The organism is Massilia sp. DJPM01 (genome assembly GCF_030348125.1).
Lineage (GTDB): Bacteria > Pseudomonadota > Gammaproteobacteria > Burkholderiales > Burkholderiaceae_D > Telluria_A > Telluria_A frigida.
In genome coordinates this window covers 1-21,238 of the sequence record NZ_JAQOZV010000062.1, presented here as the reverse complement: position 1 = coordinate 21,238, position 21,238 = coordinate 1, and the positions used below count along the sequence as shown (strand labels likewise).

Genomic DNA, 21,238 nt, shown 5'->3' with positions numbered 1-21,238 from the left:
CCAAAGTCGATACACCGGGGACCAGCAGTGTCCTACGCCGTTCAGGTCATTGGTCAACGCCGCGCCGCGTAGCGTCATCCGCGACCGCGCGTAGCGGCCGGCGCGGCGGCGCTCAACAGATATCGGGCACCTCCGTCAGCGGGGACGTGCGCAGGAAGCGTTCGTAGCCCAGCTGGGCGGCCAGCGGATCGGGATACGGCACCTCGCCGGGCAAGGTTTCGACCACCAGGCAGCTGAGCGGCGCGTCCGGGCCCAGGGTCAGCAGGGCCAGGCCGGCGCTGATTTCATTGTTCGACCAGCCGGCCATGCCATCGGCAGCCACGCCGGCCGCGCCGGGCTGCTGCTGGCGCCGCGCCGGATCGAGCCGGCGCGTACCCAACAGGATATTGCGGCGGTCGGCGTCATCGGCCTGGTGCACGCGGGCATACAGCAGCGCCCACAAGTCGGTGACCGGCGTGGCCGGGCGCAGCGAGCGGCCATCGCGCACCGGTTCGGCAAAGGCGGCGCTGACGGTCAGCCGGCCCTTGCTGCGGGTGACCGCGCAAGCGAGCGGCGGCGGCGCGTGCTGGATGCCGGCCACGCGCAGCGCCCGGCCCGCGAAACCCTGCGCCGTGCTCCAGATGCCGGCATGACCGACCCGGAATTCATAGGTGAAGAAACCGAACAGTTCCAGCGACCCGGGCGTCAGTCCTGGCGGCAGCGGCAGCAGGAAATGAAGCGGACTGGATGTCGGCGCAAGCAGTTGCATGCTGGCCTGGCCGGCGCGGTCGTCCCCCTGGCCGGGCACGATGCGGCGGATCGGTTCCGGATCGACCGGCAGCGGCAAGTCGGCAATGGCGGCGACGTTGCCGAACTGGTTGGTCAGCACCGGGTCCGGTGCGCTGGCCATGACCCGCGCATAGTAGCGGTCCTCCGGATCGAGCGGCGGGCGGTCGAATTCGAGCCAGACCGCCGATTGCCGCTCCTCGCTGGCGGCATAGGCCGGATCGCGCCGGTAAGGCGACAGCGCCAGCCCGGCCGACACCAGCTTGGGCACTTGCGCCGGCGGCGTGGTTACCGGCAAGACGATGGCCGCGCCCAGCGGCGCGTCCTGCTGGCCGGGCGCGACGCGGAACACGGGCGTGATCCTGTAGGTGGGCGTCAAGGGGCGCGGAAACGCGTCGGCGGCCGGCTTGGGGTCGATGGCGTCGAGGAAGACCAGGGTCGAGCTGTCGCGTTCGGCGTCGCCAAGCGCCTCGTGGCCGGCGCTGGTGCTGGCGCCGATGCGGCCGACTTCGGCGCCGTCGCGTTCGACCAGCAGATAGTCGAGCCCGTCCCAGGTCCAGTCGCGCCGCAGTTCGAGCACCACCGCCACCAGCCACAGGCGCGTCATGTCATTGGCGGTGGCGAAGGTCAGGCTGGCGCCGTCCGGGCCCACCACCTGGCGCAGCAGGGCGCCGGCACCGATCATCAGGCGCCGTCCGGGGCGCGCCCGCAAGCTCCTGTCCTTGCGGTCGAGGTCGAGCGCGGCGGCCAGGCGCCCGAGGGGATCGTCGGGGAGTTCGTCGCCGTGGCCGGCGGCCTGGCGGCCCGCCATCATCGCCGGGGAGATGGGCTCGGCCGGCTGGAGGAAAAAGCCCTCGACCAGCGAGCCGCCGCCCTGCACCAGCAGGCCGCGTTCATCGCTGGCGGGGGCGCGCATGACCACCAGGCGCGTTTCGCCGCGCCGCACCTCCTCGCTGGCATAGTAATCGTTCTTCGCGTCGGCCAGCGGGGTCAGGCGCAAACGCACATTGCGCGAGGTGGGCAAGGGCAGCGGGCCGGCCGGCGCGGCCGGCAGGTCACGCGCATCGGCGATATCGGTCCATGCAAAGTCGAGCGTCAACGGCCCCTCATCCGGATACGCGCGCGTGACGCTGTACAGCGCCAGGTAGCGGCTGGCGGCGCCCGGCTCCGGCGTGGCCACCTCGACCACGATTTCGAGCTGCCCGACATCCGGGTCGGGCAGGCCCGGCGCGCGCTGGGCCAGCATGGCGGGGGCGATATCGGCCAGCAGGGCCGCTGGCGAGCCGCCCGCCATCAGGCAGGCCGGGTAGCCGAGCAAGGGCCGCGAGACCGCCAGGCTGGCCGGCGGCGCGCCCGGGTCGGCGTCCAGCGGCAGTGGCGGATCGATGGCGGCGCCGGCCGGCCGCACCGGACGCCGGAAGTCGATCGCGGCCAGCGGCTGCGGCCCACCGTTGCGGGGCGCGTCGGCCAGCGCGGGCCCGCCGCCGCTCAGGTCATTGAAGCGGACCCGGAATTCGTAGCTGTGCCCGTAGCGCAGCGCGGTCGCCGGCGGCAAGCCCTGGACCACGGGCGCGGCGGCGGGCAGGCCGCGCAGTTGTGCGGCGAGGGCATCGATGCCGATCAGCGAGGGGCCGCTCCAGGCGCTCAGGTAGCTGGGCAGCCAGCTGCGGTTGCCCGTGTCGCCCATCAGGCGGTTGGGCGCGACTTCCACCCGCCAGTCGAATTCGCTGTCACCGGCGTTGACGGCGCCGAGCGTGACGGCGCTGCGCGCGCGCACCAGCGATTCCCAGGCGGGGGTGCCGGCTTCGCGCACATCGACGCGGTAACCCATCACGCCCATGGGCGCGTCGGCATCGATGTCGAACTGGCGGTTCAGCCAGGTGACGAGCTGCTCATCGTCCCAGCCGAGCTGGATGCCGCGATCCTCGGGCGGAAGCTCTCCCTCGTCGTCGGCCAGCGGATCGGCCTGGGGCGGCTGGCGCGCATACACGGCCTTGGCGAAGCCGTCGTCGTACTCGATCGATTCGCGGAACAGGTCGTCCCAGGCGACCCCCGGCACCGGCGCGGCGGCCACCGGGAACAGCACCGGCGTAAACAGCGCGCGCGGCCCGCTGAGAGGTGCGATGCGCGTGGCGTAGGAGCGCAGCGCGCCCGGCGTGCCGGCCAGATCGCTCCACGGGCTGCCCGCCTTGAGCGTGACGAACAGCCAGCCGCCGCCGGCGACGATATCGGCAGGCGGGGTCACGCTGAACGGGCGCACCAGGCCGGTCGCTTCGGCCAGCAGCGGCTGGCGTAATACTTGCGCCAGCACCTTGCCCCACGATATGACCGGCGGCGTCACCTTGACCGAGGTCCCGGCCGGCACCGGCGCCTTGAGCGCGCAGTGATAGCTGTCGTCGGTCAGCAGGAAAGGATGCTCGCCGCCATAGCCGGTCGCGCGCCGGTAGGCCGGCGGCGCATACTTGACGATGCGCGGGGCGCCGGCGCGCCCGTCGATGGGGCCGATGCTGGCGTCGATCCCGAACTGCGCATTGAGGGCGGCGCAGATGGCACCCGCGCTCGCGGGCGCGGCCGACGCCTGGTCGATGACGGTCGCCGTGGCGCCGCTGGTGGGAAGCTGCGCCAGATCGGCCACGAAGCGCAGCTCGAATTCAAAATCGGTCGCGACGAACGGCGTCAGCCCGGGCGCGGGCGCGGCGGTGGGATTGGTCTGCGGCGCGGCCAGCAGGCGCAGCGACAGCGCATTGCCGTCGTAGCCTTGCAGGAAGGGAAACAGGATCAGGCGGATCGGCAGTGGCATGGCAGGCTCCTGTTTTCAGATGACATCGGGGACGTCGCTTTCGAGCAGCGGGCCGCGTATGACTTCGACCTTGCGCGTTTCCACTTCAAGGGAAATATTAAAGACCAGGAAGATCGACACTTCGATGGCAAACACCAGCTTGGCGATCTGGAACACCGTTTCGTCCGCCAGGCCCTTGTGCGCCACCACGCGCGCCAGCTTTCCTTCCAGCGACAATTCAATCGACACGATGGGCGGCAGCTCGGCCGAGAGCTTGACCAGGAAGCCGACGCCGTACCCAAGCACGGTATCGCCGAACACCGCGAAGAAAGTGATCGCGAACAGACCCTCCAGCTCGAACGGCCCGGCCTCCAGGCTGTAGGCGATGCCGACCCCGATCAGGAAGCCGTAAGTGGTGCCGGTCTCGGTCGACAGCTTCAGTTCGAACTCGATGATCGCCACCACGTACAGGCCGGGCACCGATTTGATTGCGAACATCGGCGAGCCGTGCAGTTTCAGGCTGGCTTCGTCGGCCTTGGGCGCCACGGCCACCTCGACCGTTACCCCGGTGTCGGCGAACTTGATGGTCGGCAGCGGATCGCCCGGAGGGACCTGGAAATCCTCGCCGCTGGCATCGACGAAGGGCACCTCGAGGGCCACGCTGAGCTTCCATTCGTTGCTCATGCGCACCTCCGGCTGGGCCGGGACGCCAAGATCCTTGAGGATCGTCAACAAGTCCTGGACGATGTCGAACGGGCCGCCGATGCGCAGGGCCGGATCGGCGAAACGGGTGGCGCGGCCGGCCTGGGCGTCGATATCGGTGGCCATCGACAGCAGATCGCCCATCGCCGTGTGCGCCATGATCTTGAGCGCGTCGTCCAGTGCGAAGCGCCACGCGACCGGGGCGGCGGTGTCGAGCGTATAGGTGACGGTGGCGCCCGAATAATCGAGGTCGCTGCGCACGCTGCCGGCGCTGCGGATGGTGCGGCGCGCCACCCCGGCCGCAAAACTGGGCGGCGCATCGAGCACCCAGCTGCCATCGGCGCGCGCTTCCAGCGCGAAGGCGGCATTCGGGAAGGGAATCGCCTCGGCCTGGCGCGGAAAGGCGCCGGTGGAGGTGGCCAGGATCAGCGGATCGGCAAGCACCGGGCGCTGCGACGACACGATCCGGTGCGGCGCGCCCATGTCGATGCGCGGGCGGCGGAAGAAGGCGCGCTGGGTGCCCATCGAGTGCAGCAGGCCGTAGTCGCGCTGCGGCGCAGCCTCGTTGAACAAGTCTTCCGGATCGGCGAAGCGGTACGGGGCAGCGCTCGGCGCCCCGGGCGCGCCGTGCCGGATCAGCGGCAGGCCGCGCTCGGCGGCGATGGCGGCCGGGGCATCGGCCGGGTTGGCCGCTTCCAGCACCGACCAGTCGCCGCCGCCGGCCGGAAAGGCCAGGCCGCCCCAGGCCGCCATCGCGAATTCGGGGCCGGCGATGCCGACCCCGACCCGGTGCAGGCGCATGCGCTGGCGCCCGCCGGCAACCTGGATGCTGGCGTCGAGCGCGCCGCCCATCGGCCCGGTGGCCGCGATCAGGGCGGCATACACGGACGCGGTCAGGACCGGGATCGACAGTTTCACATAGCCGAGCTGGCGCCGCGCCGGCACCGGCGCGGCGGCGCCGTCGAGGATCAGGTCGGTGTCGAAATAGACGGCCACGAACTCCATGCCGCCGGCCGCCAGGGCACTGCCGGTTTCGCGGATATTGGACACGCGTGTGGCGCGTTGCACCACGCCCGGATGGACCACGATGCCGCTGCCCGGCGCGGCCCGGTAGCGGCCCTCGCCAGCCGGCAGCCAGCCGCTATCCTCGCGCGTAAACACCGCGTTGCCCTTGCGTTCGAGCGTGATGATGCGCACTACCGGCACGAAATATGGCAGCAGGATGCTCTTGACCTGGACTACCTCGTGCGCGGCGCGCCCGTTGAGCACCTGGAATTCGGCGGCGGCAACCCCGGTTTCGGGTTCGTCCGGATTGGCCCAGGCGCTGAACAGGCTCTCGCCATGGCCGGACAGGTCGATCCGCGTCACTGGCACCAGCGCCGTGGGCTGCCCGAGGCCGAGGTAGCCGTTGACGATGGTCGTGACGCTGGCGCCGAGGATGCTGGCCGGTGCGCCGCCGCCAAGCGGCTGCGCGACGGCAAGTTGCGCAATGAAGCCGGGCAGCGCCGGCGTGGCGCCGGGCGCCAGGGCCGGGTCGAGCGCGCCGATGCGCAGTTGATGCGCGCCTTGCATAGCGTCGATGGCCGGGCGCACTTCGCCGACCTCGGCGCCGCGCCCGGCGGGCGAAGCTGCTTGCAGGCGGACATCGGCGACCATCCCGAACGGCAGCGTGAAGCGCGCGCGCGATGGCTGCGGATGGTCGAGGGCGAAATTGGCGAGGATCGTGTCGTACGCGGCGAGCGGATTGATGCGCACCAGTTCGACGCCCGGCACGTCGATGGTGGCCGGCACGCCGTTGTTGGCAAAGCGCACCTCGTCGGGAAAGGGTTGCGGGCCGGGCACATTGCGCACCGGTTCCCATTGCACCGCCGGGAGCGTGAGCAGCACCAGCATGCGGCTGTCGAGCGACAGGTCCAGTCCCCGCACCGTGACCGGCTTGAGCGGCGCGCTGCTGACACTATCCTGCTTGCCCCGGCGCGGCGGACGCAGCGCGACCCCGAAGCGGCTGGCGTTGGACGAGACGTCGAGCAGCACGATCTTGGTCTGCGCCTCGAACTCGAACAGGTCGCCGACATTGAGCGCCGCCGTGGCACTGACCGTGGGCGGCCCGCCGACGCCGGCGAAGCCCGGCCCGGCCAGCGGTGGAACCACCGCGAGCGACTGCGGCAGCACGAAGCCGAGCTTCTCGCCGGCCGGGCCGAACTGGAATTGACTGAGCAGATATCCCTGGCCGCCGGCGGCGGCGAACGGCGTACCGAGGGGCGTATTGGCGGCGTACGGATCGGGCAGCGAAGGCAGCAGGCCGCCCATGCCGTAGGCGGTCAGCGCCAATCCCTCGACGATGCGCTCGCCGTCGAGGCGGCCCATCATGAAAAAGGCGCGCGGCCGCGTGGCGCGCATGACGGCATTGGTGAGCGCGAAGGCCAGCGCCTGTTCCTGCTCGCGCGCCAGCGCCAGGCCGCTCACGCTCAGGCTGCGCTGGCCGGCCAGCGTGGTGGCGATGACGAGCTGCGCCGCCGCCAGGGTCAGGCCGACCCGGTTGCCGGCCACGTCCACCGGTTTGGGCAGGCGTACCTCGACCCTGGCCGTCAGCGTCAGCGACTCGGCGCCGTCGCTACCGGCCAGGAAGTGCAGCGCGCTCTTGTCGATCCGCGCATAAGCCAGGGTGGCCAGCGCCGACATGGGCGCCAGCGGCGGGCGCAGCGCGCGTCCGCTCGCGCGGGCGGCCAGGCCGCTGATGGCCAGCCGTGTTTCGTCCAGCAAGATGAGTACCGGACCGAGCTCGACCGGCCGCGGCTCGGCATGCCAGGTGGCTGCCAGGCCGGGTTCCAGTTCCAGCATCAGGGCGCCGGCGCCGCTTGCCTGGCCCAGGTTGGCGGGATCGATCGGCGCCGCCGGCAGCGCCAGGCCGGCCGCCGCAATGGTTGTCGCCCCGGACGGCGCGAACAGCGCCGAGCCGATGGCGCCGATGGTGACGCTGGCGCGATCCGGCGTCATCGGCACCACCAGACGGTTCAGCTCCGGCCTGTAATGGGCTGGGCCGGCCGCCGGTGCCAGCGTCACCGTGGTGGCGCCCAGCCCCAGGCCGGCATCGCCCACGACGGCGATGGTGGCGCCGGCCGGGCCGAGCCCGATGACCAGGCCGTCGGGCGAGCGGCGCCCGGTGGCGGCAAGCACGCTGCCGGGCGCGGGCGCATCGGCAGCGGATACATCGAAGTCGAGCTGCAGTTCGAAGGCCACACCCGGCGGCAACAGCACTTCATCGGCGCCGAGCGACAGGTCGACCGAAAAGCGCAGGCTGCCGCGCGCGATGCGCACGCCGCAGTACACGTTCGGCGGCGCCACGGTGAACAGGCTGGCCGCGAACCAGAGACTGCCCTTGCCGAGGTCGAGTGTCTGGCCGGCGCGCAGATAGGCGCCGCCCAGGGCCCATGGTGCCTGGACGATGGGCAGGCTGAGCACGGGCGGGGCGCCGTGGCTGCGCACGAAACGCAACTGGCGCAGCGGGCGAAACAGGTCGAGCCAGAACGGCCGGCCAAGCTGGTCGGCGACCGGCCCGACGCGCTGTTCGGCCGCCAGGCCCGCGCTCCACGCCGGCGCGGCGCCCTCCAGGCGCGTGCTGATGACGGGCTGGCGGCGCAGCGCCACCAGGGCGTCGCCGATGCGCAGCGGCGCGCCTTCCCCGGGGCCGCCATTGCGCAGCGCGGCGGCCAGCGCGCGCAGCGTGGCGCGGTTTTCCTCGGGCGCCATGGCGGCGTCGCCGAGCCATTCGCCGGAAGCGAGCTGGAGCAGCAGCTCGGCCGACGCGTTGCCGGTGCCCGGTGTGAACGGTGCGCTGCCGGGAGCCGGCGAGCCGGGCTCGCTCAGGCCGAAAGGAAGTGGTGTGGGCGCAATCCTGGATGGCATGGCTGATGCTCCTCCGAAGGCGATCCGGGCATGCTCCGCCGCAAGTCGGCGACGGAACCCGGTTGACGTGGCCGGGCCTGTGTTTGAGGGGCCGGTCCAAGCCACGTTAGCATTCGCGATCCCCCCGGGCAAGCGCCATTGATGGCGCCGCCGGTCGCAGCGGGCGGGCATCGGCATGAACCCAGAGCGGGCGCGCGTTCGGGGATGTCAAGCTAGCAGAGCGGAGGGCTGTGGCGTGTGGCGGTGCTGCAACCCTTGCTCGCTTACAGCGCTTTCAGGAAGGTGCGGATGGCATCGTTCACCCGTTCCGGCTGGTCGAACATGGCGAAGTGCCGCGCCGGGGCCACCGTCACCACCCGCGCCGTGGGTGCGGCTTCGATCAGCGAGGCGTAGTAGCTCTTCTTGGTGTCCTCGGTCAGCTCGTGCTGGATGGCGTCGGGCTCGAAATACGGGGCGATCAGCAACACCGGCGCGCTGATCCTGGGTAACTGCGGGCGCAAGTCCAGCGAGAACGTTTCGGCCATGTAGCGCAGCATCGCGCCCGGATCGCTGCGTGCGCTGAGCTTGGCCAGTTCGTCGGCGCGCGCCATGTCCAGCACGCCGGTGCCGCGCATGTAATCCTGCTGCTGGGCCGCGAAGGCGCGCTGGTCGGCCGGCGCCATGCGCCGCGCCAGTGACTGCGCCATCTGGTCGCGCTGGCGCGGCGTCAGGTCTTCGGCCCCCGGAAACACCGGCAAGCCATCGATACTGACCACGCCACCTATGCGCTCGGGCAACTGCGCCGCCAGCGACAGCGCCAGTACCCCGCCCAGGCTGTGTCCGACCAGCACCGGCTTGACCAGCTTGCGCGTCTCGATCAGCTGGGTCAGCGCGCGCTGGGCCGCTTCCATCTGCTTGCCCGGCACCGGCGCGCGGCCGTCGAAACCGGGCAGGGTGACGATGTACACCGTGTAGTCGCCCATGAACTGGCGCGCGGTACTTTGCCACACCCAGGACCCGCTGGCCAGGCCGGGAATGAGGATCAGCGGACGGCCGCGCTGGCCGTGCCGTTCGACCAGCATGGCGCCGGCCTCGAAGCGTTCGGCGGGAACGAGGGTGGCGGCGAAACGGTTGGCCGGCGGCGGGGCCGTGTCGGCGGCAAAGGCGGGCGCGGCGGCCGCCATCATCAGTGCTACAACAATGCGGGCAATCATGCAGTCTCCTGGTCGGGATGGAAAATGGTTTCAAGCGGCTGGGCGAACAGCCGGGCAATGGCAAACGCCAGCGGCAGGCTCGGGTCGTAGCGTCCGGTTTCGATGGCGTTGATGGTTTGGCGTGACACTTTCAACAGGTCGGCCAGGTGCGCCTGGCTCCAGCCATGCTGCGCACGCAGGGCGCGGATGGTGTTGTTCATTTAAACAAGCACCCGCGCACCAGGCCCGTCATCAGCCAGCTGGCGCCCATCAGCGGCCAGACGGTGAACATCGACAGGCGCGGAAAGCCGGCTGTTTCCAGAAAGCCGTAGGTCAGGGTCAGGCCGGCCGTGAGCGCGGCGGCGATGCCCAGGTTTTCCAGCGTGCTTTGGCGGATGAATTCGTCCACCCGGCGCATGTGGCGCACGATGGCCCAGGCGGCCAGGGCGATGCCGATCACCGGACTGACCAGCACCAGCGTGCGCGCCGGGCCTGCGGCGAGCGTGCGCCCGAACACGATGGCTGCGGTCAGGATCAGCGCATAGATGCCGATGGCGCCGAACAGTTCGCGCAGGTAGCGCCGGCCGATGATCTTTTCATGCATGTCAGTCTCCTCGTTAGTAAAGTATGCTTTACATAGTAGGGATGAATAATAGGCATGTCAAGCAAGCTTTACATCTATTTTTCGCCTGCCGAAGTCGACTACAATGCGGGTCGTCCAACCGCCGCACCGAGTCTGTCATGCCTGCTGAAAACCCTCCCCAAGCCCGCGTCGCCGTCATCGGCGGCGGTCCGGCCGGCCTGATGGCCGCCGAAGTCCTGAGCCAGGGCGGGGTGGCGGTCGATCTGTACGATGCGATGCCCTCGGTGGGACGCAAATTCCTGTTAGCGGGCAAGGGCGGCATGAATATCACGCATTCGGAGCCGTCCGCCGATTTTCTCCAGCGCTACGGCGCGCGCGCCGCGCAGGTGGCGCCCTGGCTGGAACGCTTCGATGCGCAGGCGGTGCGCGACTGGATTCATGGCCTCGGCGTGGACACCTTCGTGGGCACGTCCGGACGCGTTTTCCCCACCGATATGAAGGCCGCGCCCTTGCTGCGCGCCTGGCTGCACCGCCTGCGCGAAGCGGGCGTGCAACTGCACATGCGCCATCGCTGGCTGGGCTGGAATGGCGCCGCGCTGCGCTTTGCCACGCCCGACGGCGAACGCGAGACCCTGGCCGATGCCGTCATCCTGGCGCTCGGTGGCGGCAGCTGGGCGCGCCTGGGGTCGGATGGCGCCTGGGTGCCGCTGTTGCGGGAACGCGCGGTGGCGGTGGCGCCTTTGGCGCCGTCGAACTGCGGCTTCGACACCGGCTGGAGCGATCATTTCAGCAGCCGCCACGCGGGCGCGCCCTTGACTACCGTGGCCATTACCGCCACCGACGCCAACGGCCGCCTGCACAAACGCCAGGGACAGTTCGTGATCACCGCCAGCGGCGTCGAAGGCAGCCTGATTTACGCCCTGTCGGCCGACCTGCGCGAGCAGATTGCCGCCAGTGGCAGCGCCACCATCTGGCTCGACCTGGTGCCCGATTTCAGCGCCGAACGGGTGCTGGAAGACGTGACGCGCCCGCGCGGATCGCGTTCGATGTCCAGCCATCTGCAAAGCCGGCTGGGCATCAAGGGCGTGAAATCGGGATTGCTGCGCGAATGCCTGTCGGCGGAAGAATTTGCCGACCCGGCGCGCCTGGCGGCGGCGTTAAAGATGCTGCCGCTGACCTTGCAACGCGCGCGCCCGATCGACGAGGCGATCAGCAGCGCCGGCGGCATCCGTTTCGATGCGCTCGACGGGCACGCCATGCTGCGCGCAGTGCCGGGCGTGTTTGCCGCCGGCGAAATGGTCGACTGGGAAGCGCCGACCGGTGGCTACCTGCTCACGGCCTGCTTCGCCAGCGGCCGCGCCGCCGGCCATGGTGCGCTGGCCTGGCTGGCGCGGCGGCCGTCCTAGTCGAACGTGACGTCGCCCGAGCCGTTGCGGGTGACGGCACGCTGGTCCGGATTGCCGTGCACGCTCACGTCGCCGCTGCCGCGCAGGTTGACGGAGGCGCTTTTGCGGGCTTGAACGATGGCGCTGCCCGAACCCGTCAGCTCGACGGTAACGGTATCGGCGCTCAGGTGCTCGGCGTCGAGGTCGCCCGAGCCGGTCTGCACCGTCTTGAAGCGTTTCGCCGCGCCCACCACCGTCATGCTGCCCGATCCTGCCACGTTGACGTCGACCTGGTCACAGTTGCCGCCGTTGAGCTCAATGTCGCCGCTGCCCTGCAGGCCGGCCTCGACCTCGCGGAAGCGGCCATTGAACTTGACGTTGCCGGAACCGTGCAGTTGCAGGTCGATCTTGTCGCCGCTGAAGCCATTGATGGTGCTGTCGCCGCTGCCCTGGATGCGCACGTTGTCGATGGCGGGCAGTACCAGCACCACTTGCAGCGGCTGTTTATGGTGCAGCAGCATGCCCTTGGTTTCGATGTGCAGGGTGCCGCCTTCGCTGATCGTTTCGATATTGCCCAGCAAGCGCTGTTCGCCGCGCACGGTCAGCGACGACACCGCGCCCTGGCGCAGGGTCATGTCGATCGGACCGCCGAGCTCGACCGATGTGACATCGTTGCCCACATGGCGCGCCTCGCTGGCGACCACCCGTCCTTCCGGATTGGCCGGCCGGGTGGTGCCCTGGGCCCGCAGCATGCTGTAGAACAGGGCGATCAGGACGAAGGCCAGGAGCAGCAGGCCGAAGCCGACTTTAAGAAGTGAGCGCATGAAATTCTCCGGTTCCGCGTTTAGTTGCCCTTGAGCAGGGAAACATTCATTTCGGCGTAGCGGCGGATGCCGGTCAGCGTGTATTTCGTGATTACCAGGCACACCAGGAAGATCACGATTCCGGCCAGTACGATGCCGAGCCCGAACACGGTCTGGGTGGCGCGCGAACCGGGTTCGAGGTTGGTGGTGATGCGCAGGCCGGCGCTGGCCGCTTCTTCGGCGCGGCGCACCATGCCGCGTTTTTTCGGGTGGGCGGACGCAGCTTCCTCGCTGGCTTCGCGCACAGCCTCGGCCACCTCGCCGGCGGCGCGCTCGGCTTCTCCAGCGGCGCGTGCGGCTTCTCCAGCAGCGCGTGCGGCTTCCCCGGCCGCGTGCGCGGCTGCACCGGCGGCGGCTTCGCGCGCTTCGGCTAGCGCTCGCCGGGGGGCGTCGCCGGAAATATGTTCGCGGAAGAAGCGCACGCCGTCCTGGCCGATCGACACTTTCGCTTCCATCGTCTGCGGCTCGTCGCCGGAAGCGTTGTCGAGTATCAGTTCGCGGAACGGGCCGTCGAGGACCAGTTCGTTGGCGCCCGACAGGCCGCTGGCGGTAATGGCGATGCCGGCCACGTAAAAGGCCAGCCCGGCCGCGTACAGCAGGGCCAGGAAGGCCGCGTAGACCAGCGCCGGCACCACCATGAACAGGTTGAAGATGGCCAGGCCGGCCAGCGAGACCAGCAAACGCATCAGGTTGGCGGGATTTTTCTTTTGCTCGAAAGAATGCATATGCGCGGTGGTGCGCAGCTTCATGGCGATCGTGGCCGGCGGGTCGAGTTCGGCGGCGATGTCGGCCTCGGTGCGGCCGGCCGCCACGCCGTCGATGAAGCGCTGTTCGTAATATGCCAGCGTGGAGGCCTGGATGTCGGCGGAAATGCCCGCCATCGCGCGCCGCAGCGCGTCGAGGTATTCGAGTTTGCCCATGATGGTCGCCTTTTGGATCAGGAGTGGCTCAGCGCCACGCCCGAATGGAGAATCTGCAAGTCGCCGCCGAGCAGGTGCGGCATGACGATGACGGCGGTACTCGCGGCAACAAAAAGCAGGAGTGCGAGTGCGCGAAGGCCGAGGGCGATGTTCATGTGCTGTCCGTGTAAAAAACCTGTTTCGATGGTGCTACTGTACGAAAACGGACAGTTCAGCTCCAGCGGAATGCGACAGGCTGCACTTTCAGCGCCGTCAACGACCAAATCGCGGGACAGTCGTTCATGCTCGCGATGTCTTGGCCGCCAGCACCAGGCGGGCCGCCGCCACGCCGCTGCGCACGGCGGACTCGATTGTTGCCGGATAGTCACTGGCGGTGTAGTCGCCGGCCAGCGCCAGGCGCGCCAGTCCGGTCGCGTTGGCGGGACGCGCCAGGCCCGGGGTACAGGCAAAGGTGGCGCGTTTTTCGCTGATGACCTGAACCCATTCGGGTTGGGCAAGTTCCGGGCGCCCCAGTACGGCGGCCACTTGGGCGGCAACGGCCTGGGCCAGCGCCTCGCGTCCCAGTTCCGAGGCCGCGCCCGAGGCGCTGATGACCACCGAAAACAGGCCGGCCTGGGCGGCGTCGAGCTGGCCGCGGTCGAACACGAACTGCCCCCAGTGGCCGCTGGCGGCGTTGTCGCGCAGGGCGTAGAAGGGCAGCGCGAGCCGGGTCGCGGCCGGGTATTGCAGGTAGCAGGTGGTGATCGCTTCGTACTCGAAATGCTGCAGGGTGGCCGCCAGTGTGGCCGCGCCGGCCTGTTCGAGCAGGGTGGCGGCCGCCGGCGGGGCGGTGGCGATGACGACGGCGTCAAAGCGCTCGCGCTCGCCTTCGCCCAGCAGCCAGCCGCCGTTGTCCGGCGCCAGTGTGCCGACCTTGGCGCCGAGGCGCACGGCGCCGCCGGCGCGTTCGACGAAGGCCGCCGCCGCCGCCGGAAACAGCGCGCTCAGGTCGACGCGCGGCAGCAGCATGTCGGAACTGGCGCGGCTCGCGCCCAGGCTGTCGCGCAGTACGGCCAGAAATACCTGGGCCGAGGCACGTTCGGGCGCCGTATTGAGCGCGGCCAGGCACAGCGGACGCCACATCAGCTCGATGAGGCGCTCGGTCTGGTCGTAGCGCTCCAGCAATTCGCTGACGCTGCAATCGTTGTGCAGGCGCCAGTCCATCCAGCGCGCGGTCGAGGAAAAGCGCGCCAAGGCCATCTTGTCGGCAAAGGCCAGGCCATCGGCGCGCAGCAGGGCCAGCGCCAGGTGCAGCGGCGCCGGCAGGCGCGGAGCGACAAAGTCCATGCCGCCGCTATCCTTGGGATAGCGCATTTGCAGCGGCAGCGTCAGCACGGCGGCGCGCAGGTCGATGCCGACCGCGCGCATCAGGCGCAGCGATTCCTTGTAGGCGCCGAGCAGGATGTGCTGGCCGTTGTCGAGCTGGCGGCCCTGCACATCGACCGCGCGCGCCCGTCCGCCGAGCGTGCGCGCGGCCTCGAACAGGGTGACCTTGCAGCCGGCGCGGGCCAGTTCGACCGCCGCGCTGCAGCCGGCCCAGCCGCCACCGATGACGGCGGCGCTTTGCTGTATTTTAGCCACGGATGTAGGTCTTCCACGCCAGCCACAGTTTGCGCAGCGGCGTGAGCGAGATGCGCTGGGTCAGGACGTGGAAATTGTCGCGCTCGATTTCGTCGAGCACGGTGCGGTAGATGGCCGCCATCATCAGGCCGGGACGCTGGGCGCGCCGGTCTTCCTTGGGCAGCAGGGCGAAGGCTTCGTCGTACACCTTTTGCGCGCGTTCGGTCTGGAAGCGCATCAGGTTCTCGAACTTGTCGCTGTGGCGCGCATTGAGCAGGTCGGCCGCAGTGACGCCGAATTGCTGCAATTCGTTGACGGGCAGGTAAATCCGGCCCTTGCGCGCATCTTCGCCCACGTCGCGGATGATATTGGTGAGCTGGAACGCCAGGCCCAGCTGCTCGGCATACTCGAGCGTCCTGGGATTGGTCACGCCGAAAATGCTGGCCGACAGAATGCCGACCACGCTGGCCACGTGCCAGCAATAGCGCTTCATGGCCGGGAAATCGAGGTAGCGGGTCTGGTCGAGGTCCATTTCCATGCCGTCGACGATGGCTTGCATGTGTTGTTCCTGCAAGTTGTAGACCGCCAGGTGCGGCTGCAAGGCTTGCGTCACCGGGTGCGTGGGCGCGCCGGCGTACATATTGGCGAGCTCGGTGCGCCACCAGGCCAGTTTGATGCGCGCGATCGACTGGTCGGTGCATTCGTCGACCGTGTCGTCCACCTCGCGGCAAAAGGCGTACAGCGCGGTGATCGCGCGGCGCCGCTCCGGGGGCAGGAACAGGAAGCTGTAGTAAAAGCTGGAGCCGCTCTGGACGGTCTTTTGTTGGCAGTATTCGTCAGGGGACATGGTCAAAAATGCAAGGGTGCGCGAAGCGAAGCCGCTATTCTATAGCCGATGGGTGCACCTGGCGGCGGGCGACGCGGGTTTTTTCGTCGTCCGGTGCCGCCACAGCGGGTCGGAAGCCGGCCTACATGCGTATTGCGCGCCACAGAATCGCCAGCCAATCGCGCGTTTTGAGCTGCGGGCGCTGGCCGAAGACGTCGTAGCCGACCTTTTCGATCTCTTCCAGGATGCGCAAGCCGCCCTGGATCACCAGCCGCAATTCCCAGCCGATGCGGCCCGGCAAACGCAACGCCAGCGGGGCGCCGCTCAGCATCAGGGCGCGCGCGCGCGCCACCTCGAACGCCATCAGGGCGCGCCAGTTGCCGTCGGTGGTCGACTGGTCGAGCTGGGCCGGGGCCACGCCGAAGCGCTGCAAATCGTCCAGGGGCAGGTAAATACGGTCTTTTTGGCGGTCGATGCCGACATCTTGCATGAAGTTGATCAGTTGCAGCGCGGAGCAGATGGCGTCCGAATCGCGCACGTTGGCCTCGTCCACGGCGCCGTACAGCGACAGCATCAGGAAACCCACCGGATTGGCCGAGCGGCGGCAATAGTCGAGCAGCAGCGCGAAGCTGGGGTAGCGCGTGGTGCCCACATCCTGCTTGAAGGCCGACAGCAAGTCGCGGAACGGTTGCAGCGGTAACTTGTATTGGGCGATCACGCCAGCCAGGCGCTGAAACAGCGGGTCGGGTTGAACCTCACCACGGCCGATGGCGTCCAACGCGGCTTCGTAGGCGGTCAGGGCGGCCAGCCGTTCGGGGCCGCTGGCGTCGCCCTCGTCGGCGATATCGTCCGCCGTGCGGGCGAAAGCGTAAATCGCTTCCACGGCCGGCACCAGCCGCCGGGGCAGCAAGACAGAGGCGACAGGGAAGTTCTCGTAATGATCGACAGGCATGAAAGTATTAATGACGCTAAAGTCATTTGCAAATAAAACTTGCAGGATTATAATTACTAACCAGAAAGTCAGTTAGCTCTCAGGGTCGAACGAGTAGTAGCATCTCGACATCATCGCCAAGCACTCCGTTGGCGACCACCGCATAGTAAAGGAAAACACCGTGTTCCCCGTGAAAAACCTGCGCCAAAGACCTTTGGCTCCGATGACCGTTCTCAGTGCCGCCGTGATGGCCGCGCTGCTGGCCGCCTGCTCGAAGCCTGTCGAAAAGACCGAGGACATCCGTCCCGTACGCGCCCTCGTGCTGACCTCGAGCAGCGTGGGCGTGAACGCCGAATTCGCCGGCGAGGTGCGGGCGCGGGTCGAATCGCGCCTCGGGTTCCGGGTTGGCGGCAAGATTACCGGGCGCAAAGTCGATCCGGGCACGGTGGTCAAGAAGGGCCAGGTGCTGATGCAGCTCGATCCGCAAGACTTGCAGTTGTCGCAGGCCCAGGCCAAGGCCAATCTGCGCGCGGCCGAAACCGGGCGCGACCTGGCCAAGGCGGAATTGAAGCGCTATCAGGAATTGCGCGTGAAGAATTTCGTCAGCCAGGCTGTGCTCGACGCCAAGGTGTCGGCGTTCAGCGCGGCGCAATCGAGCGTCGATGCGGCCCAGGCGGCCTATTTCGGGCAGTCCAACCAGGCGGGCTACGCCACGCTGGTGTCGGATGTCGATGGCGTGGTCACGGCCGTGGACGCGGAAGTGGGGCAGGTGGTCTCGCCCGGCACGCCGGTGGTGCGCGTGGCCAAGATGGGCGAGAAGGAAATCGTCATCGGCTTGCCGGAGGATAAAGTTGAGGAATTACGCAAGCTGACCGACGTGACCGTGCGCCTGTGGGCCAACAAGGATGTGGTCATTCCCGGCAAGGTGCGCGAAGTGTCGCCGGTGGCCGACGCCGCCACCCGCACCTACGCGGTCAAGGTATCGATTCCCGACAGCGCCGCCGACGTCAAGCTGGGCATGACTGCCATGGTGCAGTTCGCCAGTACCATGGCCACGCCGCAGATCAAGGTGCCGCTGACGGCGCTGTTCCACGAAAAGAACACGACGTCCGTGTGGGTGGTCGACAAGGGCCTGGCGCGCATGGTGCCGGTGACCATTGCCGGCACCGCCGGCAATGAGGTGGTGCTGGCCGGTGGCGTGACGGCCGGCCAGACCGTGGTGACGGCCGGCGTGAACCTGCTCAAGCCGGGCCAGAAAGTGACGATCCTGCCGCCGGATACCTCGGCTAGCGATCCGGCGCCGGCCGCCAAAGCCGCACCAAAGGTCGAGGTCGCCAAATGAAGGGCTTCAATCTTTCTCGCTGGGCGCTAGAGCATATTCCGCTGACGCGCTACCTGATTTTCGCGCTGCTGCTGGGCGGAGTGATCAGCTACACCAGCCTGGGGCAGGATGAAGATCCGCCGTTTACCTTCCGCGTGATGGTGGTGCGCGCCATTTGGCCGGGTTCGACCGCGGTGCAGATGGCCGAGCAGGTGACCGACAAGCTCGAAAAGAAGTTGCAGGAAACGCCCTACATCGACAAGATCAAGAGTTATTCCAAGCCGGGCGAGACCATCATCATCCTGCAGTTGCGCGAATCGACGCCCCCGCGCGAGACCGCCAATGCCTGGTACCAGGTGCGCAAGAAGATCGGCGACATGCGTGGCACCTTGCCGTCGGGCGTGATCGGGCCCTTCTTCAACGATGAATTCGGCGACACCTACGGTTCCATCTTCGCGCTGTCGGCCGACGGTTTCAATTACGCCGAGGTCAAGGAGTATGCCGACTTCGTGCGCCAGCAATTGCTGCACGTGCCGCTGGTATCGAAAGTGGAACAGTTCGGCGTCCAGGCTGAAAAACTCAATATCGAGTTCTCGCACAAGAAATTTGCCCAGCTCGGCGTGCCGTTCGAGGTCATCGCCAACCAGATCGCCACGCAAAACTCGGTCGAATCGACCGGCGTGCTGGTCACTTCGACCGATAACCTGCAAGTGCGGGTGACCGGCGCCTTGCGCTCCGCCAAGGACCTGGAAAACCTGGAACTGCGCGCCAACGGCACTACCTTCCGCTTGGGCGATTTTGCCACCATCAAGCGCGAATACGAAGATCCGCCGCTGGAAAAGATGCGTTTTAACGGCAAGGAAGTCATCGGCCTGGGCGTATCGATGGAAAAGGGCGGCAACATCATTCAGATGGGCAAAGGCCTGGATGAAACCGTGGCCCGCATCAAGGCCAAGCTGCCGGTCGGCATTGAACTGGAGCGGGTATCGGACCAGCCGCGCGCGGTGACGGCTTCGGTAAGCGAATTCATCAAGGTGCTGATCGAAGCGGTGGTGATCGTGCTGGCGGTCAGTTTCCTGGCACTTGGCCTGCACACCAAGCCGCTGCGCATCGATGCGCGGCCCGGCCTGGTGGTGGCGCTGACGATTCCGCTGGTGCTGGCCATTACCTTCCTGTTCATGCGCTTTTTCGACATCGACCTGCACAAGATTTCGCTCGGCGCCCTGATCATTGCGCTCGGCTTGCTGGTGGATGACGCCATCATTGCCGTCGAAATGATGGTGCGCAAGATGGAGGAGGGCATGTCGCGCTTTGAAGCGGCCACCTTCGCCTACACCTCGACCGCGATGCCGATGCTGACCGGCACCCTGATCACGGCCGCCGGCTTCTTGCCGATCGGCCTGGCCAAGTCGGCGGCCGGCGAGTACACCTTTTCGATGTTCTCGGTCAACGCGCTGGCGCTCTTGATTTCGTGGCTGGTGGCGGTGATCTTTACGCCCTACATCGGCTACATGATCCTCAAGGTCAAGCCGCATACGGGCGGCGAGGGCGAGCACGACCTGTTCAACACGCCCGGCTTCCAGCGTTTCCGCCGCGTCGTGACCTGGTGCGTGACATGGCGCAAAACCACCATCGCGCTGAGCCTGGGCGTGTTCGCGCTCGGCGTGTTCGGCTTCAAGTTTATCGAGAAGCAATTCTTCCCGGATTCCAGCCGTCCCGAGCTGATGGTCGAGATGTGGACGCCGGAAGGCACCGCGTTCCGCGCCAATGAAGCGCTGGTGAAGAAATTCGAGAAGCTGATGGCCAAGGAAGCCGATGTCGAGAGCGTGACCAGTTACGTCGGCAACGGCAGCCCGCGCTTCTATCTGCCGCTGGACCAGATCTTCCCGCAATCGAACGTGTCGCAGATCGTGGTGCTGGCGCGCAGCCTGGAAAAGCGCGAGGCGATGCGCCTGAAGATTGTCGATATCTTCAAGAAAGATTTCCCGGAAGTGCGCGGCAGGGTCAAGCTGCTGCCGAACGGGCCGCCGGTGCCGTATCCGGTGCAGTTCCGCGTGGCCGGTCCCGAGATCGCTGTCGTGCGTGATTTTGCCGACAAGGTCAAGGATATCATGCGCGCCAATCCGAATGCGATCGGCGTTAATGACAACTGGAACGAATCGATCAAGGTGCTGCGTCTCGACCTGGACCAGGAAAAACTGCGCGCGCTGGGCGTGACCTCGCAAACGGTGATGCGTGCCGCCAATACCATTCTGTCGGGTACGACCATCGGCCAGTTCCGCGAGGACAACAAGCTGATCGACATCGTGGTACGCCAGCCGGTGGAAGAGCGGGCCACGATTTCGGTGCTCAACGACACCAATATTCCGACCGCCTCGGGAAAATCGGTGACGATCTCGCAGATTGCGCGTGCGCATTTTGTGTGGGAACCGGGCGTGGTGTGGCGTGAAGGACGCGAATGGGCGATCACGGCGCAATCCGATGTGGTCGATGGCATCCAGGGGCCGACGGTGTCGGACCAGATTGGCCTGAAGCTGGCTGATTTGCGCGCGGCGCTGCCGCCGGGCTATACGATCTCGCTGGCCGGCGCTGCCGCCGACAGCGCGGCCGCGGAAGCGTCGATTGCCGCGAACGTGCCGCTGGTGCTGTTCATCGTGTTCACCTTGCTGATGCTGCAATTGCACAGCTTCTCGCGTTCGCTGCTGGTGTTCCTGACCGGTCCGCTGGGCGTGGCTGGCGCGGCGATGGCGCTGTTGATTTTTAACCGGCCGTTCGGGTTCGTGGCGAATCTGGGCGTGATTGCGCTGTTCGGCATGATCATCCGTAATTCGGTGATTCTGGTGGATCAGATCGAGCAGGATATTGCTGCTGGCGCGGAGCCGTGGAATGCGGTGATCGAGGCTGCGGTACGGCGCTGCCGGCCGATCATCCTGACGGCCGCGGCGGCTGCGCTGGCGATGATACCGCTGTCGCGTTCGGTGTTCTGGGGGCCGATGGCGGTTGCCATCATGGGTGGTTTGGTGGTGGCGACGGCGTTGACCTTGCTGTTCTTGCCGGCCTTGTATGCGACCTGTTTCCGGGTTAAGAAGCCCGTAGAAGCGGTAGCGCTGCGCACGTAACGAGCCGTTAATTCGCGACCCTGTAAACCGTCGTTTCTGCCATTGGCAGAAACGACTCCCCGCCGAGTGCCGCCTTGGCGCGGGAACGACGGAACGGAGGGTAGGGGTGCTTCATTCATTTCCGATCTTCAAGCCGCCACGTGCGCCCGCACCGCGTGCGCATGTTTTTCCCACACCCGGCTCTTCCACCTCGCATACATCGCCAACCCGCGCACCCATTCGTCGCAGGTGAACGCGATCCACACCCCAATCAATCCCCAGCCCAGATGCAGGCCCAGCAGCCATGCCAGCGGGACCGCCACGCCCCACATCGAGCACGCGCCCATCAGCACCGGAAAACGCGCATCGCCCGTCGCCCGCAATGAAC

The 21,238-nt window shown here is 67.6% G+C and carries 14 protein-coding genes and 1 pseudogene; 3 read left to right on the top strand and 12 right to left on the bottom strand.

Annotated features, from left to right (window positions below; all coding sequences use genetic code 11):
• Positions 1 to 112: 112 nt before the first annotated feature.
• From PO883_RS28635 to PO883_RS28615, 5 genes are all read right to left on the bottom strand, one after another.
• Complete coding sequence (locus PO883_RS28635; protein WP_289312790.1) at positions 113 to 3,565, bottom strand: hypothetical protein; 3,453 nt, start codon at positions 3,563 to 3,565, stop codon at positions 113 to 115.
• A 15-nt stretch (positions 3,566 to 3,580) separates the two neighbouring features.
• Positions 3,581 to 8,152 (bottom strand): hypothetical protein, encoded by a 4,572-nt coding sequence (locus tag PO883_RS28630; RefSeq protein WP_289312789.1) that lies wholly within the window; start codon positions 8,150 to 8,152, stop codon positions 3,581 to 3,583.
• Positions 8,153 to 8,415: 263 nt separating this feature from the next.
• Entirely contained in the window at positions 8,416 to 9,345 is a 930-nt protein-coding gene (locus PO883_RS28625; RefSeq protein WP_289312788.1) for an alpha/beta fold hydrolase, read from the bottom strand.
• Complete coding sequence (locus PO883_RS28620; RefSeq protein ID WP_167087178.1) at positions 9,342 to 9,545, bottom strand: helix-turn-helix transcriptional regulator; 204 nt, start codon at positions 9,543 to 9,545, stop codon at positions 9,342 to 9,344. The genes PO883_RS28625 and PO883_RS28620 overlap by 4 nt, the downstream gene beginning before the upstream one ends.
• Positions 9,542 to 9,928: a hypothetical protein gene (locus PO883_RS28615; RefSeq protein ID WP_289312787.1), complete on the bottom strand. Its 387-nt coding sequence runs from the start codon at positions 9,926 to 9,928 to the stop codon at positions 9,542 to 9,544. The genes PO883_RS28620 and PO883_RS28615 overlap by 4 nt, the downstream gene beginning before the upstream one ends.
• Before the next feature lie 137 nt (positions 9,929 to 10,065).
• Between PO883_RS28615 and PO883_RS28610 the strand changes: the two genes are divergently transcribed.
• The gene (locus PO883_RS28610; protein WP_289312786.1) at positions 10,066 to 11,313 is read left to right on the top strand and encodes a TIGR03862 family flavoprotein; all 1,248 of its coding nucleotides are present in this window, start codon (positions 10,066 to 10,068) and stop codon (positions 11,311 to 11,313) included.
• Here PO883_RS28610 and PO883_RS28605 read toward each other — a convergent pair.
• The 6 genes from PO883_RS28605 to hpnC form a co-directional block, all read right to left on the bottom strand.
• The gene (locus tag PO883_RS28605) at positions 11,310 to 12,116 is read right to left on the bottom strand and encodes a head GIN domain-containing protein (protein WP_289312785.1); all 807 of its coding nucleotides are present in this window, start codon (positions 12,114 to 12,116) and stop codon (positions 11,310 to 11,312) included. The two genes, PO883_RS28610 and PO883_RS28605, sit on opposite strands and share 4 nt — an antisense overlap.
• A 20-nt stretch (positions 12,117 to 12,136) precedes the next feature.
• The gene (locus tag PO883_RS28600; protein ID WP_289312784.1) at positions 12,137 to 13,075 is read right to left on the bottom strand and encodes a DUF1700 domain-containing protein; all 939 of its coding nucleotides are present in this window, start codon (positions 13,073 to 13,075) and stop codon (positions 12,137 to 12,139) included.
• 17 nt (positions 13,076 to 13,092) lie between these two features.
• Entirely contained in the window at positions 13,093 to 13,230 is a 138-nt protein-coding gene (locus PO883_RS28595) for a hypothetical protein (protein ID WP_289312783.1), read from the bottom strand.
• A 124-nt stretch (positions 13,231 to 13,354) separates the two neighbouring features.
• A complete protein-coding gene (hpnE, locus tag PO883_RS28590; RefSeq protein WP_289312782.1) occupies positions 13,355 to 14,695 on the bottom strand; it encodes a hydroxysqualene dehydroxylase HpnE in 1,341 nt (446 codons plus the stop codon).
• A complete protein-coding gene (gene hpnD, locus PO883_RS28585; protein WP_289312781.1) occupies positions 14,688 to 15,521 on the bottom strand; it encodes a presqualene diphosphate synthase HpnD in 834 nt (277 codons plus the stop codon). Before hpnD ends, hpnE begins: the two co-directional genes overlap by 8 nt.
• Positions 15,522 to 15,642: 121 nt before the next feature.
• The gene (hpnC, locus tag PO883_RS28580; RefSeq protein WP_289312780.1) at positions 15,643 to 16,452 is read right to left on the bottom strand and encodes a squalene synthase HpnC; all 810 of its coding nucleotides are present in this window, start codon (positions 16,450 to 16,452) and stop codon (positions 15,643 to 15,645) included.
• Between the two features lie 202 nt (positions 16,453 to 16,654).
• Between hpnC and PO883_RS28575 the strand changes: the two genes are divergently transcribed.
• Both PO883_RS28575 and PO883_RS28570 read left to right on the top strand, forming a co-directional pair.
• Complete coding sequence (locus PO883_RS28575; protein ID WP_289312779.1) at positions 16,655 to 17,773, top strand: efflux RND transporter periplasmic adaptor subunit; 1,119 nt, start codon at positions 16,655 to 16,657, stop codon at positions 17,771 to 17,773.
• Positions 17,770 to 20,871, top strand: coding sequence for an efflux RND transporter permease subunit (locus tag PO883_RS28570; protein WP_289312778.1), 3,102 nt, complete (start codon positions 17,770 to 17,772; stop codon positions 20,869 to 20,871). Before PO883_RS28575 ends, PO883_RS28570 begins: the two co-directional genes overlap by 4 nt.
• A 128-nt stretch (positions 20,872 to 20,999) precedes the next feature.
• On the opposite strand, the pseudogene PO883_RS28565 reads toward PO883_RS28570, so the two are convergent.
• A pseudogene (locus PO883_RS28565) lies at positions 21,000 to 21,238 on the bottom strand (MATE family efflux transporter); the annotation flags it as partial.

Bases quoted from the DNA above. Each gene is read 5' to 3' on its own strand.
- PO883_RS28635 (WP_289312790.1), bottom strand. From the start codon at position 3,565: ATGCCACTGCCGATCCGCCTGATCCTGTTTCCCTTCCTGCAAGGCTAC.
- PO883_RS28630 (WP_289312789.1), bottom strand. From the start codon at position 8,152: ATGCCATCCAGGATTGCGCCCACACCACTTCCTTTCGGCCTGAGCGAG.
- PO883_RS28625 (WP_289312788.1), bottom strand. From the start codon at position 9,345: ATGATTGCCCGCATTGTTGTAGCACTGATGATGGCGGCCGCCGCGCCC.
- PO883_RS28620 (WP_167087178.1), bottom strand. From the start codon at position 9,545: ATGAACAACACCATCCGCGCCCTGCGTGCGCAGCATGGCTGGAGCCAG.
- PO883_RS28615 (WP_289312787.1), bottom strand. From the start codon at position 9,928: ATGCATGAAAAGATCATCGGCCGGCGCTACCTGCGCGAACTGTTCGGC.
- PO883_RS28610 (WP_289312786.1), top strand. From the start codon at position 10,066: ATGCCTGCTGAAAACCCTCCCCAAGCCCGCGTCGCCGTCATCGGCGGC.
- PO883_RS28605 (WP_289312785.1), bottom strand. From the start codon at position 12,116: ATGCGCTCACTTCTTAAAGTCGGCTTCGGCCTGCTGCTCCTGGCCTTC.
- PO883_RS28600 (WP_289312784.1), bottom strand. From the start codon at position 13,075: ATGGGCAAACTCGAATACCTCGACGCGCTGCGGCGCGCGATGGCGGGC.
- PO883_RS28595 (WP_289312783.1), bottom strand. From the start codon at position 13,230: ATGAACATCGCCCTCGGCCTTCGCGCACTCGCACTCCTGCTTTTTGTT.
- hpnD (WP_289312781.1), bottom strand. From the start codon at position 15,521: ATGTCCCCTGACGAATACTGCCAACAAAAGACCGTCCAGAGCGGCTCC.
- hpnC (WP_289312780.1), bottom strand. From the start codon at position 16,452: ATGCCTGTCGATCATTACGAGAACTTCCCTGTCGCCTCTGTCTTGCTG.
- PO883_RS28575 (WP_289312779.1), top strand. From the start codon at position 16,655: ATGACCGTTCTCAGTGCCGCCGTGATGGCCGCGCTGCTGGCCGCCTGC.
- PO883_RS28570 (WP_289312778.1), top strand. From the start codon at position 17,770: ATGAAGGGCTTCAATCTTTCTCGCTGGGCGCTAGAGCATATTCCGCTG.